Here is a 13,733-nt window from a genome sequence, read left to right as displayed (position 1 = left end):
AGGAGCGAATTCGTGAAAGCGTGGATCTTGATGGTGCTGGCCCTGATGCTGCCAGTTGCGGCCGTGGCCGAAGAAGCCAAGGAAGGGGCGCCCAAGGTCGCCTACATCACCCTGAGCCCACCCTTTGTCGGTAACTATGCCCTCGACGGCAGCCCCAAGCTGCGTGTCTACAAGGCCGACGTAGCCCTGCGCGTGACCGGTGATGAAGCCGCCAAGGCCGTGAAACACCACGAGCCGCTGATCCGTAACCAGCTGGTGGCGCTGTTCACCCAGCAGACCGTGGACAAGATGAGCAACGTCGACGCCAAGGAGCAACTGCGCCAGGAAGCCTTGAAGCAGGTGCAGCAGGTGATGGAAGCGGAAGAGGGCAAGCCAATTGTCGAAGACCTGCTGTTCAACAACCTGATTGTGCAGTGATCAGGACGCCAGCGTCCGCCGAAAGCGCGCCAGCGCCACGCTGAAGAACACCAGGCCGATCACGGCCAGGGCCAGGATGTCTGGCCATACCACGACCACGCCGGCGTCGCGGAACAGGATCGCGGTGCCGAGGCTGACGAAATGCGTCGACGGCGAGCCCTGCATGACCCACTGCAGCCACTGCGGCATGCTGTCCAGCGGGGTACTGCCGCCAGACAGCAACAGCATCGGGATGATGACCGGGATCGCCAACAGGCCGAATTGAGGCGTCGAGCGCGCCAGGGTGGCGAGGAAGATGCCCAAGGCGGTACTGGCGAACAGGTACAGCGCGGTCACGGCCAGGAACAGTCCGATGGAGCCAGACAGCGGCACGCCCAGGGCGCCTTTGACCACCACGATGAGCGAAACCCAGGTACACAGCACCACCACCAGCGCGTTGCTGGCGATTTTCGCCAGCATGATTTCCAGGGCGGTCAACGGCAGCACCAGCAAGTGGTCGAGGGTGCCGTGCTCACGCTCGCGCAACAGCGCCGTGCCGGTGAGGATGATCGCCAGGATGGTGATGTTGTTGATGATCTGGATCACGGCCAGAAACCAGCCACCCTCCAGGTTGGGGTTGAACAGTGCCTTGGGGTTGATCAGCACGGGGCTCTGGGTTGTGGTGCGCTGGGCATAGTCGAACAGCTCACGCTCGAAAATCCGGCCGATGTAGCCGGCACCCATGAACGCCTGGCTCATGGCCGTGGCGTCGACGTTGATCTGCAGCTCGGGTGAGCGCCCGGCCAGCAGGTCGCTCTGGAAGTTCACCGGTACATTGATCACGAAGGTGTACTGGCCGCTGTCCATGGCCTGGTCCAGGCGGTCCGGGGGCAGGGGCACGGCAGGTTGAAACTCGGGTGGTTGCAGTGACTCGGTGAGCTTGCGCGAGAGCTGGCTATGGTCTTCGTCCACCACGGCAACGCTGGCGTTGTGCACGCCGATCACCGAGCCCGCCGCCGGCATGTAGATCGCCACGCTGAAGGCATACAGCAAAAACAGCAGCAGCACGCTGTCGTGGCGCAGGCTGGTCAGCTCTTTCAGGCCCAGGCGCAGGGTGTGGTTCAGGCGCGACATGTCAGGCCTCCTGCTTCTTCAGCATGGCCAGGCTCAGGCCGGTGAACACGGCGAAGAAGCTCAGCAGGATCAGGCACTGCGGCCACAGCTCGCGCAGGCCCAGCGCTTTGGTGAAGGTGCCGACCGCGATGTCCAGGAAGTAACCCGCCGGGAACAGCTGGCCCATCACTGCCGCGGCGCCATCGAGCGACGAGCGTGGCACGATCAGGCCGGAGAACTGGATGGTCGGCAGGCTGGTGATGATCATGGTGCCCAGGATGGCCGCGATCTGGGTGCGGGTGAAGGCCGAGATCAGCAAGCCCAGGCTGGTGGTCGCCAGCAGGTAGGCGATGCCGCCGCAGGCCAGGGCCAGCACGCTGCCCTTGAGCGGTACGGCAAACAACCAGCGGTTCATCGCCACCAGCAACGCCAGGTTGACCAGGCTTACGGCCAGGTAGGGCAGCTGTTTGCCGAGCAGAAACTCCAGGCGGGTGAGGGGCGTGGCGTAGAAGTTGGTGATGGAGCCAAGTTCTTTTTCCCGGACGATGCCCAGGGCGGTGAGCATGGCCGGGATGAACGCCAGGATCAGCGCCATGACGCCGGGCCCGATGGCATTCACGCTGACCACGTCCTGGTTGTAGCGGAAGCGTGTTTCCAAGCGCACCGGGTCTTGGCGCTGCACCGGTTGCTGGCTGGCCGCGGCAAATTGTTCGAGGTTCGCCTGGTGCACTGCTTCGACGTAGTTGCGGCTGGTCTCCGCACGAAACGGCATGCCGCCGTCGAGCCAGGCGGCCACCACCGGTTGGCGACCGGCGTAAAGGTCGCGGCCAAAGCCGGGTGGGATCTCCAGCGCCAGTTTGATTTCGGAACGTTGCAGGCGTTGGTGCATTTCACGGGTATCGCGAATCGGCGCCTGCTCGGCGAAATAGCGTGATCCGCGAAACGCTTCGAGGTAGGCCCGGCTTTGCGGGCTTTGGTCTTGGTCATGAACGGCGAAGGCGAGGTTCTCTACATCCAGCGAGATGCCATAGCCAAAGATCACCATCATGAACACGGCGCCGAGCAGGGCGAAGGCCAGGCGCACCTTGTCGCGCAGCAGCTCCTTGCCCTCCCGGCTGGCCACCGCCAGCAGGCGGCGCAGGCTGAAACCTTGGCGCAACGGTGGTGTGGCCGCTGCCGGCTGTTCCAGCACAGTGTTTTGCGGGGCCTGGGGTACGGCCCCCTGGGCTTGCTCCAGGCAGCGCACGAAGGCGTCTTCCAGGGTTTCGCCGGCGTACTGGTGTTGCAGGGCATCAGGCGTGTCACAGGCCAGCACGCGCCCGGCGTGCATGAACGAAATGCGGTCGCAGCGCTGGGCTTCGTTCATGAAGTGAGTAGAGAGGAAAATGGTCACGCCCTGCTCGCGCGACAACTCCACCAGCAGTCGCCAGAAGTCATCGCGGGCGGCAGGGTCGACGCCGGAAGTCGGCTCGTCGAGAATCAGCACTTCAGGGCGGTGCAGCACCGCGACGGCCAGTGACAGGCGCTGGCGCAGGCCGAGGGGCAGGGCGCCTGACGGTTGGTCGGCGATGTCGCGCAGGCCGAAGCGCTCGATCAGTTCGCTGATGCGCTGCGCGCTGTCGGCCTTGGGCAGGTCGAACAGGCGCGCATGCAGCGTGAGGTTCTGACGGGTGCTGAGCTCACCATATAGCGAGAAACTCTGCGACATGAAACCAACCCGCTTGCGCGTGGCCAGGTCGCTGGCGTCCACCGGGCGGCCCAGCAGGCTGGCACTGCCCTCGCTGGCGGGTACCAGGCCCGTAAGCACTTTCATGGTGCTGGTCTTGCCGCAGCCGTTGGAGCCGAGAAAACCAAAAATTTCCCCACGGCCAATGGCGAAGCTGACCTTGTTGACCGCGGTGAAGTCACCAAAGCGCAGGGTCAGGTCATGCGCTTCAATGGCGACCAGGCCGTCATTTGCCGAGCGTGGTGGGATAGCCAACGGCGCAGGTTGCGTACTGCCTGCCCCTTGGAAATGGGTGAAGGCATCGTCCAGTTTGCCGCTGGGCGTGACGCCCGCCAATGTGTGGCTGGGGCCCGCGGCAATCAGCCGGCCGCCATCGAGCATCAGGCAATGCTCGAACTGCTCGGCTTCCTCCATATAGGCAGTGGCCACCAGCAGCGTCAATTGCGGGCGTTGTTCGCGTACCTGCTCGACCAGTTCCCAGAAGCGTCGCCGCGACAGGGGGTCGACCCCGGTCGTGGGTTCGTCGAGGATCAGCAGGTCAGGTTCGTGGATCAACGCGCAGCACAGGCCCAGTTTCTGCTTCATGCCGCCCGACAGCTTGCCGGCCGGGCGCTCGGCGAAGCGATGCAGGTCGGTGGCCTGCAGCAGGTTGGCCATGCGTTGTTCGCATTCGTGCCGGCCAAGGCCAAACAGCGTGGCGAAAAAACGAATGTTCTCGCTGATCGACAGCTCGGGGTACAGGTTGTTGCCCAGCCCTTGGGGCATGAACGCGACCTTGGGGTACAGCGCAGCGCGGTGGCGTCGTTGGCGGATCGAGCCGCCCAGCACCTGCAACTCGCCCTGCTGCAGGCGTTTTACGCCGGCGATCAGCCCGAGCAGGGTCGATTTGCCGGCCCCATCAGGCCCGATCAGTGCACAGCGGGTGCCGCTGGGCAGGCTGAAACCCAGCGTCTGCAAGGCGATCAGGTCGCCATAACGGTGGCTGATGCCCTCGGCCAGCAATGCCGGCGCGTTCATTGCAGGTTGGCCGGCCAGTCCACGTCAGCCGTGCGCACATAGCCAGCGCCCGGCATGCCCGGCTTGGCTTGCGGCACGGCGCTTGGGTCGCTCAGGCGCAGTTTTACGCGAAACACCAGTTTCTGCCGCTCATCGCGGGTTTCGACCTGTTTCGGGGTGAACTGCGCCTTGGCTGCGACAAACGCTACCTTCGCCGGCAACGCCTGATCGGGCAGCGCGTCGAGGACGATGCGTGCCTGATCGCCAACGGTCAGCCGGCCGCTGGTGGAGGCTGGGAGGTAGAGGTTCATGTACTGGTCGCTCGGGTCGATCAGCATCAGCACGCGACCGCCAGCGCCCAACACCTCACCCGGCTCGGCCAGGCGCAGCTGGATGATGCCGTCGATGGGCGCGCGCAGGCTGCTGTCGTCGATCTCGCTGGTCAGCTGGGCGACCTGGGCCTGGGCCGCGCCGATGGCGGCTTTGACGGCTGCCAGCTGGGCGCGCGCGGCAACCACCCCCGCGTTCGCGGTGTCGAAGCGGGCCTGCTGCTGGTCGAGCAGTTGTTGGCTGGCATAGTTGCGCTTGAAAATCTCGCGCACGCGCTTGAGTTCCTGCCCGGCGAGCAGCAGCTCACTCTGGCGCAGTTGCACGCTGGCCTGGGCCGCCGCGTAGTTTTCCTGGGCGCGCAGCACTTCGGCCTCGGCTTGGTTGCGCTGGGCTTCCATTGTGCGGGTGTCGATACGCGCCAGCAGCTGACCACGGGTCACCTTGTCGCCTTCGTCGACCCGCACTTCAGCCAAACGCCCGGGGACCTTGGTGGCAATTTGCACTTCGGTCGCCTCGAGACGGCCGTTGCCCATGCTCAGGCCTTCCGGCAGCTGGTCATGCAGCGACTTCCAGTAACCCAGCCCTGCCGCGGTCGCCAGAAGGGCGATCAACGCAGTGGCGAAGACCCTGGGGGCATATCGATTCATCAGTCAGCATCCTGCTCAATGCACGCCCCTATCGTGGCGTGCGGCTATCCATGGCGTGTTGATATCGGTCAAACCCCTTGATCCTAGCCCACCTTCAGTTCAGCGCGACAATGGCCGCCCATTGTTCGGGGGTAACCGGCATCACCGACAGGCGGCTGCCTTTTTGCACCAGCGGAAATTCGGCAAGCGCGGCCTGTTGTTTAAGCCGGCCAAGGTCGAGCACTTTGGGCAGGGTTTTCACATGGGCCACGTCCACCGCACTCCACGGGTTCTTCTCGGCGGTGGCCTTGGGGTCGTAATAGTGGCTTTCTGGGTCCAGTGCGGTCGGGTCCGGGTAGGCCGCCGCAGTGATGCGGGCGATGCCAGCAATGCCCGGTTGCGGGCAGCTGGAGTGGTAGAAGAAGAACTCGTCGCCCACGCTCATGGCCCGCAAAAAGTTGCGCGCCTGGTAGTTACGCACGCCGTCCCAGCGCGCTTCGCCCAGCCGGCCAAGGGCTTCGATCGAGAGCTCGTCAGGCTCGGATTTCATCAGCCAATAGGCCATGCATGCTGCTCCTGAAAAGGTTTGAAATAACCTGTTGCACGAAACCGACAGCCGGTTGGCGCCAATGTTTGCGTGTCGGCGCAGGTTGTCGGAAAATGCGCCCCGTTTAAAGCGAGATGCTCTGGCGATACTCAGAAAATCGCCAAGCCGAAACAGTTTGCCTGGGGGGCAATCTTCGATGAATCAACGCAAAAAGCCGGATCTGCTGTGGATCCTGGTGTTCATTTTTGGCCTGGGTGTGGTCACCACTGGTTATGCGCAAGGGTTCCTGGAGCGCAAGCTGGACACCGCCTATCAAATGCCGGTCGACGCCAGCCAGCCGCAACGTTGATGCCCTCCGCTGGCGCCGCTCAGTTCGGCGCCAGGTACCAGTCGCGGTCCGAGACCGTGCCTTGCAATGGTACATCCCAACTGCCCTGTGCCAGCCGCTCGACCTTCTGGCATTCATGCGCCAGCCCCAATAGCAAAGGTTTCTTCCAGGTCTTGCGGCGCGCCTGGTAGGCCAGGCTGCGGTCATAGAAACCACCGCCCATGCCCAAGCGGCCACCCACTGCATCGAAACCCACCAGCGGCAGCAGGATCAGGTCCAGGGCCCAGATCGGGCGTTGGCGTTTGCGGTCGGTCAGTGGCTCTGGAATACGGAAGCGGTTGCGCTTGAGTTTTTCACCCTGCTCGAACCGCTGAAACACCATGCGTGTGCGCGGCCAGGCGTGCAGCACCGGCAGGTAAGTGCGTTTGCCGCGTCGCTGGGCTTCGCGCAATAGCAGGTAGGGGTCGATTTCGCCGTCGTTGGGCAAGTACAGGGCAATGTGCCGGGCGCGGCGAAACAGCGGGTCTTGCGCCAGCTGGCGGTATAGGCCAAGGGCGGCTTGGCGCTGCTGGGCAGGCGTCAGTGCGCGGCGGGCATTGCGGAGCAGGCGACGAAGCTGGGGGCGGGTGAGCGGCGCGGTGTCGGTCATGGCACAGGCGTTCCCAGTTGTCGCGACTGGTAGGGGTATGCCCGCAGCAAGGGCGGACAAAAAAATAAGGCTCCCCGATAAGACCGCTATCGGTGTAGCCCTTGAACCCGAAAGTTCAAGGTGGAGATTGCAGGGGGCGTTAAGGCTTTCCGTCGAGCGGACATGCACACCGGCCCCAGCGTGCAACCCCCGTGGTTGTGCGTATCGGCTCAGGGACATAACCGACTGGCGCATCCCCCAGGGAGTGGCGCCAGTATACCAATCTCAGCCGATTTTGGTATCCGTGTCGTCGGACAAAGCCTTATCGACCCGATCCAGCAGGTCGCGCACCTGTTCGCGGTTGGTGCCAGCGACCGGGGCAGCGCTACGGTCTTCCTGGCGGTGCAGCATCTCGTGGGTAATGTTCAACGCAGCCATGACCGCGATGCGGTCGGCGCCGATCACCTTGCCGCTGCTGCGGATCTCGCGCATCTTGCCGTCCAGGTAGCGCGCGGCGCTGACCAGGTTGTTGCGCTCTTCCGGCGGGCAGATGATCGAGTATTCCTTGTCGAGGATCTGCACGGTGACGCTATTGCTTGAACTCATGAGTCTTGCTCCAGAGCCTTGAGGCGTAAAATCATCGACTCGACCTTGCGCCTTGCGATCTCGTTCTTTTCGATGAGGTGGGCGCGCTCTTCGCGCCAGGATTTTTCCTGAGCTACTAGGAGTGCATTTTGCCGTTTTAGTTGCTCGACACGTTCGATCAGCAACTCGAATCGGCTCATCAGCGCTTGCAGGTCGTTCTCTTGCGTGGGTTGCACTCGAATCGCTCCGTCGTTGAGTCACCTGGCGATGATGCCTCTCCCCGGGCCGCGACGGCCAGTGCCGATGGTCTTGGCGCGCCTGCCGGTGCTAGGATACAAGGTCTCCATTCTAGTCATTGCGCCGTCTGGCGCCTAGTTGCCCATGCCCAATACCCAATCGCCCTACATTGCCTTCGCCATGCTGCTTGCCAGCAACGGCCACCCTGTCACTCCTGCCGAGCTGCACGGCTTGCTGGTCGGGCGCAGCTGCGCCGGTGCCGGCTTCGATGCCGACGCCTGGCTGGCCGACGCCGCCCAACTGCTGGAAAACGAACCCGGTGACACCGTCCGCAACGCCTTGATCGGCTTGCAAGAGATGGTCAAGGGCGAGCTCACCAGCGATGACATGGCCATCGTCCTGCTGCTGCCGACCGATGATGCCGCGCTGGCTGACCGTGCTGCGGCGCTGGGCCAGTGGTGCCAAGGCTTCATCACGGGCTTTGGCCTGAACGCCGGTGGCAAGGAGCTGTCCACCGAAGCCAAAGACGTGCTGCAGGACCTGGTGGCAATCTCCCAGGTACAAGAAGCCCTCGAAGAGTCCGAAGACGGCGAGAGCGACTACATGGAAGTCATGGAATACCTGCGCGTCGCGCCGCTGCTGCTGTTCTCCGAGCTGGCCAAGCCGGCCGCGCCTGCGTCCAAGCCATCGTTGCACTGATCAACCGGGGGTAGTCTGCCCATGAGCCACATTCCCAAGGCCGAGTATGCCCGTCGGCGCAAGGCGCTGATGGCGCAGATGGTCCCCAACAGCATCGCCATCCTGCCCGCCGCCGCCGTTGCCATTCGCAACCGCGACGTCGAGCACGTGTACCGCCAGGACAGCGATTTCCAGTACCTCAGCGGCTTTCCCGAGCCCGAGGCGGTGATTGCGCTGATCCCGGGCCGTGAACATGGCGAGTACGTGCTGTTCTGCCGCGAGCGCAACCCTGAGCGCGAGCAGTGGGAAGGGCTGCGCGCGGGCCAGGAAGGTGCGGTGCGTGATTTTGGCGCCGACGATGCCTTCCCGATCACCGACATCGACGAGATCCTGCCGGGCCTGATCGAGGGCCGGGAGCGGGTGTACAGCGCCATGGGCAGCAACCCGGAATTCGATCGCCGGCTGATGGACTGGATCAACGTGATCCGCTCCAAGGCGCGCCTGGGTGCCCAGCCGCCGAACGAGTTCGTTGCGCTGGATCATCTGCTGCACGACATGCGCCTGTATAAATCGGCGGCAGAAGTGAAGGTGATGCGCGTTGCCGCAGACATTTCCGCCCGTGCCCACGTGCGTGCCATGCAGGCCTGCCGGGCCGGGCTGCACGAGTACAGCCTGGAAGCCGAGCTGGATTACGAGTTCCGCAAAGGCGGCGCGAAAATGCCGGCCTATGGCTCGATCGTCGCGGCCGGGCGCAATGGCTGCATCCTGCACTATCAGCAGAATGACGCCCCGCTCAAGGACGGCGACCTGGTGTTGATCGACGCGGGCTGCGAAATCGACTGCTATGCCAGCGACATCACCCGTACGTTCCCGGTCAGCGGGCGTTTTTCGCCCGAGCAGAAGGCCATCTACGAGCTGGTGCTGAAGGCACAGGCCGCAGCCTTCGCCGAAATCGCCCCCGGCAAGCACTGGAACCACGCCCACGAGGCGACCGTGCAGGTCATCACCGAGGGCCTGGTGGAACTGGGGCTGCTCAAGGGCGATGTGCAGGGGCTGATCGAAAGCGAAGCCTACCGCGCGTTCTACATGCACCGCGCCGGGCACTGGCTGGGCATGGATGTGCACGATGTGGGCGAATACAAAGTGGGCGGCCAGTGGCGCGTGCTGGAGCCCGGCATGGCGCTGACCGTCGAACCGGGCATCTACATCGCCGCCGACAACCAGGCGGTGGCCAAGAAGTGGCGCGGCATCGGCGTAAGGATCGAGGACGACGTGGTAGTGACCAGGCAGGGCTGTGAAATTCTGACGTCGGGTGTACCCCGCACAGTCGCCGAGATCGAGGCGCTGATGCAGGCTGCGCGCAAGGACGCGGCATGAACCGGGTCCACTTGGCGATCATCGGGGGCGGCCTGGTCGGCGCGAGCCTGGCGTTGGCCCTGCAGGCCGGGGCCAAGGCGCGGGGTTGGAAGATCCTGCTGATCGAGCCGTTCGCACCCGGCCACAGTTTCCAGCCCAGCTACGATGCACGCTCGTCGGCGTTGTCGTATGGCACGCAACAGATCTACCAGCAGTTGGGGCTGTGGCAGGCCATCAGCCAGCGCGCCGAGCCGATCCTGCAGATTCAGGTATCGGACCGTGGCCGGTTCGGTGCCACGCGCCTCGATGCCCACGAAGAAGGCGTGCCAGCGCTGGGTTTCGTGGTGGAAAACGCCTGGCTCGGGCAGTGCCTGTGGCAGGGGTTGGACCCTGAGGTGGTGAGCTGGCGTTGCCCCGCCGAAGTGAGGGCGATGCACGCCATCGAAGGCGGTTATCGCCTGCAGCTGGATGACGACACCAGCCTGGAATGCGACTTGGCAGTGCTGGCCGATGGCGGCCGCTCTGGCCTGCGTGAGCAGCTGGGTATTCATGTGCGCCGCACGCCCTATGAGCAAAGCGCCCTGATCGCCAACATCACGCCTGGCGAAGCCCACCGCGGCCAGGCGTTCGAGCGGTTCACCGAAACCGGCCCGATGGCCCTGCTGCCACTGCCGGAAAACCGCTGTGCGCTGGTCTGGACCCGTCAGGGCATGGACGCTCAGCGCCTGGCCGAAATCGATGAACGCAGCTTCCTGCGCGAACTGCAGGACGCCTTCGGCTATCGTCTTGGGGCATTGCGCCAAGTGGGTGCAAGGCATCTGTACCCGTTGGCACTGGTCGAGGCCGAAGAACAGGTACGCCCGCACCTGGTGGTGCTGGGCAACGCTGCGCACAGCCTGCACCCCATTGCCGGCCAGGGCTTCAACCTGTCGCTGCGTGACGTCCAAGTGCTTGCACACGCTCTGCTGGCGGGCCCGCAGCACCCCGGTGACCTGGGCACCTTGCGGGCCTACCACCAGCGTCAGCGCCTGGACCAGGCGCTGACCATCGGCTTCTCTGACCAGGTCACCCGTCTGTTCGGCAGCAACCAGCCGTTGCTGGCTGCCGGGCGCAACATTGGCCTGCTCGGGCTCGACCTGCTGCCGCCGGCAAAAAGCTGGTTTGCCCGCCAGGCCATGGGCCTGGGTACGCGCCCCGATCCGCGGGGCCAGGCATGAGCAATCCGCGCAGACTGGCGCGCCGGGCCCGCATGTTGCGCTGGTTACTGAACCTTTACCCGCCGTACCTGGGCGCCGGTATCCGCGTGCAGCACATCAGCCCGGACATGCGCAGCGTCAAGGTCCGCATGAAGCTCACCCGCTGGAACCGCAACTACGTCGGTACCCAGTTCGGCGGCAGCCTCTACTCGATGGTCGACCCGTTCTACATGCTGCTGCTGATCGAGCAGTTGGGGCGCGAGTACATCGTCTGGGACAAGGCGGCGAGCATCGATTTCATCTCGCCGGGCAAAGGCCCCGTGTACGCCGAGTTCCACCTCGATGACGCCCTGCTCGACGACATTCGTCAGCAGACCGCCACCGGCAAGAAATGCCTGCCGCGGCTGCAGGTGGACATCCGCGACGGCGCCGGCGAACTGGTAGCGCGGGTCGATAAAACCCTATACGTGCGGCTCAAGCCGCAAGCGAGGCAGGCGTAAGGCATGGAAATGCGCGCAGATCTGTTGATTGTCGGTGCCGGTATGGTCGGCAGCGCCCTGGCCCTGGCATTGCGCCACAGTGGCTTGGACATTCTCCTGCTCGACGGCAGCCCGCTGTCGGTAAAACCCTTCGATACCGAAGCGCCGTTCGAGCCGCGCGTCAGTGCATTGTCGGCGGCCAGCCAGCGCATTCTGGAGCGCCTTGGCGCCTGGGATGGCATCGCCCGGCGACGGGCCACGCCGTATACCGACATGCACGTCTGGGATGGCAGCGGTACGGGCCAGATCCACTTCTCGGCGGCCAGCGTGCATGCCCAGGTGCTCGGCCACATCGTCGAAAACCGGGTGGTGCAGGATGGCTTGCTGGAGCGTCTGCATGACAGCGACATCGGCCTGTTGCCCAACGCGCGGCTCGAGCAACTGCGCCGTTCCGGTGACGAGTGGCTGCTGACCCTGGCCGACGGCCGCCAACTGCGGGCGCCGTTGGTGGTGGCGGCGGATGGCGCCAACTCGGCGGTACGCCGCCTGACCGGCTGCGAAACCCGTGAGTGGGATTACCTGCACCACGCCATCGTCACCAGCGTACGTTGCAGCGCCGGGCACCAGGCCACGGCCTGGCAGCGCTTTACCGACGAGGGCCCGCTGGCGTTTCTGCCGCTGACACGTGAGGGCCAGCAGGACTGGTGCTCGATCGTCTGGTCGACCACGCCAGAGCATGCCGAGCAACTGATGGCGCTGGACGAGCCGGCCTTTCTCAAGGCCCTGGAGCGGGCCTTCGAGGGGCGCCTGGGCGAGGTGCTGCAGGCCGACCCACGCGTGTGCGTGCCGCTGCGTCAGCGCCATGCCAAGCGCTATGTGGCTGAAGGCCTGGTGCTGATCGGCGATGCCGCGCACACCATTCACCCGTTGGCCGGGCAGGGCGTCAACCTGGGGTTCCTTGATGCCGCCGTGCTGGCCGAGGTGCTGGTGAATGCCAGCGAGCGCGGCGAACGGCTGGCGGATGTAAAGGTGCTGAGCCGCTATGAGCGCCGGCGCATGCCGCACAACTTGGGGCTGATGGCCGCCATGGAAGGGTTCGAGCGGCTGTTCCAGGCCAATCCGCTGCCGTTGCGCTGGTTGCGTAACAGTGGCTTGAAGCTGGTGGAGCAGATGCCGGAGGCCAAGGCATTGTTCGTGCGCCAAGCGTTGGGGCTGACTGGGGACCTACCGGAGTTGGCCAAACCCTGACGTTAGCACGGCCTCTGTAGGAGCAGCCTTGCGCTGCGAAAGGGCCGGTATGACGAGCACCGTTGTGGCCTCTTCGCAGCACAAGGCTGCTCCTACAAGAGGCGCTTGCGCGGGCTGCAACATCCGGTAACGGCTCCGAGGGTGAGGGACAAAATGGGATTCACTACCATTTGCGCCTCTCATACGATCCGAGGAGTGCATTTCATGTTGCCACGCAAGCCCCTACTGGCCGCCTTGGCCCTGACGTTGTTCGGCGGCACTGCCCAGGCAGCGGAAGAAGTGGTGGTGTACTCCTCGCGCATCGATGAGCTGATCAAGCCGGTGTTCGACGCCTACACCGCCAAGACCGGGGTCAAGGTCAAGTTCATCACCGACAAGGAAGCCCCGTTGATGCAACGCATCAAGGCCGAGGGCGAGAACGGTGTGGCCGACCTGCTGCTGACCGTCGATGCCGGCAACCTCTGGCAGGCCGAGCAGATGGGCATCCTGCAACCGATCAAATCGGACATCATCGACCAGAACATCCCGCCGCAATACCGGGCCTCGTCCCATGACTGGACCGGCCTGAGCCTGCGCGCGCGCACCATCATCTACTCCACCGACCGGGTCAAACCGGAGCAGCTGAGCACCTACGAAGCCCTGGCCGACAAGCAGTGGGAAGGGCGTCTGTGCCTGCGCACTGCGAAGAAGGTCTACAACCAGTCGCTGACCGCCACCTTGATCGAGAACCACGGCGAGGCGAAAACCGAAGCCATCGTCAAAGGTTGGGTCAATAACCTGTCCACCGACGTGTTCTCCGATGACAACGCCGTGATCCAGGCCATCGAAGCTGGCCAGTGCGACGTGGGCGTGGTCAACACTTACTACTACGGGCGCCTGCACAAACAAAACCCCACGTTGCCAGTCAAGATCTTCTGGCCCAACCAAGGTGACCGCGGTGTGCACGTCAACCTGTCGGGTATTGGCCTGACCAAGCATGCACCGCACCCTGAGGCTGCGAAAAAGCTGGTGGAATGGATGACGGGTGAGGACGCGCAGAAGCTGTTCGCCGACATCAACCAGGAGTTCCCGGCCAACCCGAAGGTCAAGCCATCGGACGAGGTAGCCGCCTGGGGCAGCTTCAAGGCTGACAGCATTCCGGTCGAAATCGCTGGCAAGCGCCAGGCCGAAGCGATTCGCTTGATGGATCGGGCTGGCTGGAACTAAGTTATCCTTCCGGGGCCTGCAAGGGCCCTTTCGCGGGCAAGCCCGCTCCCACAGGTTT

At 64.2% G+C, this 13,733-nt stretch carries 15 protein-coding genes and 1 other RNA gene; 8 read left to right on the top strand and 8 right to left on the bottom strand.

Translation table 11 applies throughout. From position 1 onward, the window contains the following. Positions 1 to 12: 12 nt before the first annotated feature. Positions 13 to 417 carry a flagellar basal body-associated protein FliL gene (locus AC5PZ0_RS06200; RefSeq protein ID WP_027592226.1) on the top strand — a complete coding sequence of 135 codons (405 nt, stop codon included), beginning with the start codon at positions 13 to 15 and terminating at the stop codon, positions 415 to 417. Here the strand turns inward: AC5PZ0_RS06200 and AC5PZ0_RS06195 are convergent, their stop codons facing one another. From AC5PZ0_RS06195 to AC5PZ0_RS06180, 4 genes are all read right to left on the bottom strand, one after another. Further along, positions 418 to 1,530: an ABC transporter permease gene (locus tag AC5PZ0_RS06195; protein WP_493854542.1), complete on the bottom strand. Its 1,113-nt coding sequence runs from the start codon at positions 1,528 to 1,530 to the stop codon at positions 418 to 420. It lies immediately after the preceding gene. A 1-nt stretch (position 1,531) separates the two neighbouring features. Next, positions 1,532 to 4,252 (bottom strand): ribosome-associated ATPase/putative transporter RbbA, encoded by a 2,721-nt coding sequence (rbbA, locus tag AC5PZ0_RS06190; protein ID WP_493854541.1) that lies wholly within the window; start codon positions 4,250 to 4,252, stop codon positions 1,532 to 1,534. Beyond that, entirely contained in the window at positions 4,249 to 5,208 is a 960-nt protein-coding gene (locus AC5PZ0_RS06185) for an HlyD family secretion protein (protein ID WP_493854540.1), read from the bottom strand. The genes rbbA and AC5PZ0_RS06185 overlap by 4 nt, the downstream gene beginning before the upstream one ends. A gap of 94 nt (positions 5,209 to 5,302) precedes the next feature. After that, positions 5,303 to 5,752, bottom strand: a complete 450-nt coding sequence (locus AC5PZ0_RS06180) for an EVE domain-containing protein (protein ID WP_493854539.1) — start codon at positions 5,750 to 5,752, stop codon at positions 5,303 to 5,305. Between the two features lie 178 nt (positions 5,753 to 5,930). Here AC5PZ0_RS06180 and AC5PZ0_RS06175 point away from each other — a divergent pair, with 178 nt between their 5' ends. After that, entirely contained in the window at positions 5,931 to 6,083 is a 153-nt protein-coding gene (locus AC5PZ0_RS06175; RefSeq protein WP_172960392.1) for a hypothetical protein, read from the top strand. Positions 6,084 to 6,102: 19 nt separating this feature from the next. Here the strand turns inward: AC5PZ0_RS06175 and AC5PZ0_RS06170 are convergent, their stop codons facing one another. The 4 genes from AC5PZ0_RS06170 to AC5PZ0_RS06155 all read right to left on the bottom strand — a co-directional run bounded on the left by AC5PZ0_RS06170 (position 6,103) and on the right by AC5PZ0_RS06155 (position 7,475). Next, the gene (locus AC5PZ0_RS06170) at positions 6,103 to 6,711 is read right to left on the bottom strand and encodes a 5-formyltetrahydrofolate cyclo-ligase (protein ID WP_493854538.1); all 609 of its coding nucleotides are present in this window, start codon (positions 6,709 to 6,711) and stop codon (positions 6,103 to 6,105) included. Positions 6,712 to 6,778: 67 nt separating this feature from the next. Beyond that, positions 6,779 to 6,958, bottom strand: a non-coding RNA gene (gene ssrS, locus AC5PZ0_RS06165) — 6S RNA. Positions 6,959 to 6,975: 17 nt separating this feature from the next. Next, positions 6,976 to 7,296: a cell division protein ZapA gene (locus tag AC5PZ0_RS06160; RefSeq protein ID WP_027592233.1), complete on the bottom strand. Its 321-nt coding sequence runs from the start codon at positions 7,294 to 7,296 to the stop codon at positions 6,976 to 6,978. Beyond that, a complete protein-coding gene (locus tag AC5PZ0_RS06155) occupies positions 7,293 to 7,475 on the bottom strand; it encodes a TIGR02449 family protein (RefSeq protein WP_033693939.1) in 183 nt (60 codons plus the stop codon). Before AC5PZ0_RS06155 ends, AC5PZ0_RS06160 begins: the two co-directional genes overlap by 4 nt. Positions 7,476 to 7,656: 181 nt before the next feature. Here AC5PZ0_RS06155 and AC5PZ0_RS06150 point away from each other — a divergent pair, with 181 nt between their 5' ends. The 6 genes from AC5PZ0_RS06150 to AC5PZ0_RS06125 all read left to right on the top strand — a co-directional run bounded on the left by AC5PZ0_RS06150 (position 7,657) and on the right by AC5PZ0_RS06125 (position 13,675). Next, positions 7,657 to 8,211: a YecA/YgfB family protein gene (locus tag AC5PZ0_RS06150; protein ID WP_493854537.1), complete on the top strand. Its 555-nt coding sequence runs from the start codon at positions 7,657 to 7,659 to the stop codon at positions 8,209 to 8,211. A gap of 21 nt (positions 8,212 to 8,232) precedes the next feature. Next, positions 8,233 to 9,567: a Xaa-Pro aminopeptidase gene (pepP, locus tag AC5PZ0_RS06145; RefSeq protein WP_027592235.1), complete on the top strand. Its 1,335-nt coding sequence runs from the start codon at positions 8,233 to 8,235 to the stop codon at positions 9,565 to 9,567. Then, positions 9,564 to 10,763, top strand: a complete 1,200-nt coding sequence (ubiH, locus tag AC5PZ0_RS06140) for a 2-octaprenyl-6-methoxyphenyl hydroxylase (protein ID WP_265968692.1) — start codon at positions 9,564 to 9,566, stop codon at positions 10,761 to 10,763. Before pepP ends, ubiH begins: the two co-directional genes overlap by 4 nt. Next, on the top strand, positions 10,760 to 11,242 hold the full coding sequence (locus AC5PZ0_RS06135; RefSeq protein ID WP_027592237.1) for a DUF4442 domain-containing protein: 483 nt from the start codon (positions 10,760 to 10,762) through the stop codon (positions 11,240 to 11,242). The genes ubiH and AC5PZ0_RS06135 overlap by 4 nt, the downstream gene beginning before the upstream one ends. A 9-nt stretch (positions 11,243 to 11,251) precedes the next feature. Then, positions 11,252 to 12,469: a 2-octaprenyl-3-methyl-6-methoxy-1,4-benzoquinol hydroxylase gene (locus AC5PZ0_RS06130; RefSeq protein ID WP_493854620.1), complete on the top strand. Its 1,218-nt coding sequence runs from the start codon at positions 11,252 to 11,254 to the stop codon at positions 12,467 to 12,469. Positions 12,470 to 12,673: 204 nt separating this feature from the next. Then, positions 12,674 to 13,675, top strand: coding sequence for an extracellular solute-binding protein (locus tag AC5PZ0_RS06125; RefSeq protein WP_099455677.1), 1,002 nt, complete (start codon positions 12,674 to 12,676; stop codon positions 13,673 to 13,675). Positions 13,676 to 13,733 lie beyond the last annotated feature (58 nt).

Source organism: Pseudomonas sp. 5.2 (assembly GCF_059025405.1).
This window is presented reverse-complemented; position numbering and strand designations above follow the sequence as displayed.

What these genes read in the sequence shown, in the direction of transcription:
- AC5PZ0_RS06195 (WP_493854542.1), bottom strand. Translation starts at nt 1,530, where the DNA reads ATGTCGCGCCTGAACCACACCCTGCGCCTGGGCCTGAAAGAGCTGACC.
- rbbA (WP_493854541.1), bottom strand. Translation starts at nt 4,252, where the DNA reads ATGAACGCGCCGGCATTGCTGGCCGAGGGCATCAGCCACCGTTATGGC.
- AC5PZ0_RS06185 (WP_493854540.1), bottom strand. Translation starts at nt 5,208, where the DNA reads ATGAATCGATATGCCCCCAGGGTCTTCGCCACTGCGTTGATCGCCCTT.
- AC5PZ0_RS06180 (WP_493854539.1), bottom strand. Translation starts at nt 5,752, where the DNA reads ATGGCCTATTGGCTGATGAAATCCGAGCCTGACGAGCTCTCGATCGAA.
- AC5PZ0_RS06175 (WP_172960392.1), top strand. Translation starts at nt 5,931, where the DNA reads ATGAATCAACGCAAAAAGCCGGATCTGCTGTGGATCCTGGTGTTCATT.
- AC5PZ0_RS06170 (WP_493854538.1), bottom strand. Translation starts at nt 6,711, where the DNA reads ATGACCGACACCGCGCCGCTCACCCGCCCCCAGCTTCGTCGCCTGCTC.
- AC5PZ0_RS06160 (WP_027592233.1), bottom strand. Translation starts at nt 7,296, where the DNA reads ATGAGTTCAAGCAATAGCGTCACCGTGCAGATCCTCGACAAGGAATAC.
- AC5PZ0_RS06155 (WP_033693939.1), bottom strand. Translation starts at nt 7,475, where the DNA reads ATGAGCCGATTCGAGTTGCTGATCGAACGTGTCGAGCAACTAAAACGG.
- AC5PZ0_RS06150 (WP_493854537.1), top strand. Translation starts at nt 7,657, where the DNA reads ATGCCCAATACCCAATCGCCCTACATTGCCTTCGCCATGCTGCTTGCC.
- pepP (WP_027592235.1), top strand. Translation starts at nt 8,233, where the DNA reads ATGAGCCACATTCCCAAGGCCGAGTATGCCCGTCGGCGCAAGGCGCTG.
- ubiH (WP_265968692.1), top strand. Translation starts at nt 9,564, where the DNA reads ATGAACCGGGTCCACTTGGCGATCATCGGGGGCGGCCTGGTCGGCGCG.
- AC5PZ0_RS06135 (WP_027592237.1), top strand. Translation starts at nt 10,760, where the DNA reads ATGAGCAATCCGCGCAGACTGGCGCGCCGGGCCCGCATGTTGCGCTGG.
- AC5PZ0_RS06130 (WP_493854620.1), top strand. Translation starts at nt 11,252, where the DNA reads ATGCGCGCAGATCTGTTGATTGTCGGTGCCGGTATGGTCGGCAGCGCC.
- AC5PZ0_RS06125 (WP_099455677.1), top strand. Translation starts at nt 12,674, where the DNA reads ATGTTGCCACGCAAGCCCCTACTGGCCGCCTTGGCCCTGACGTTGTTC.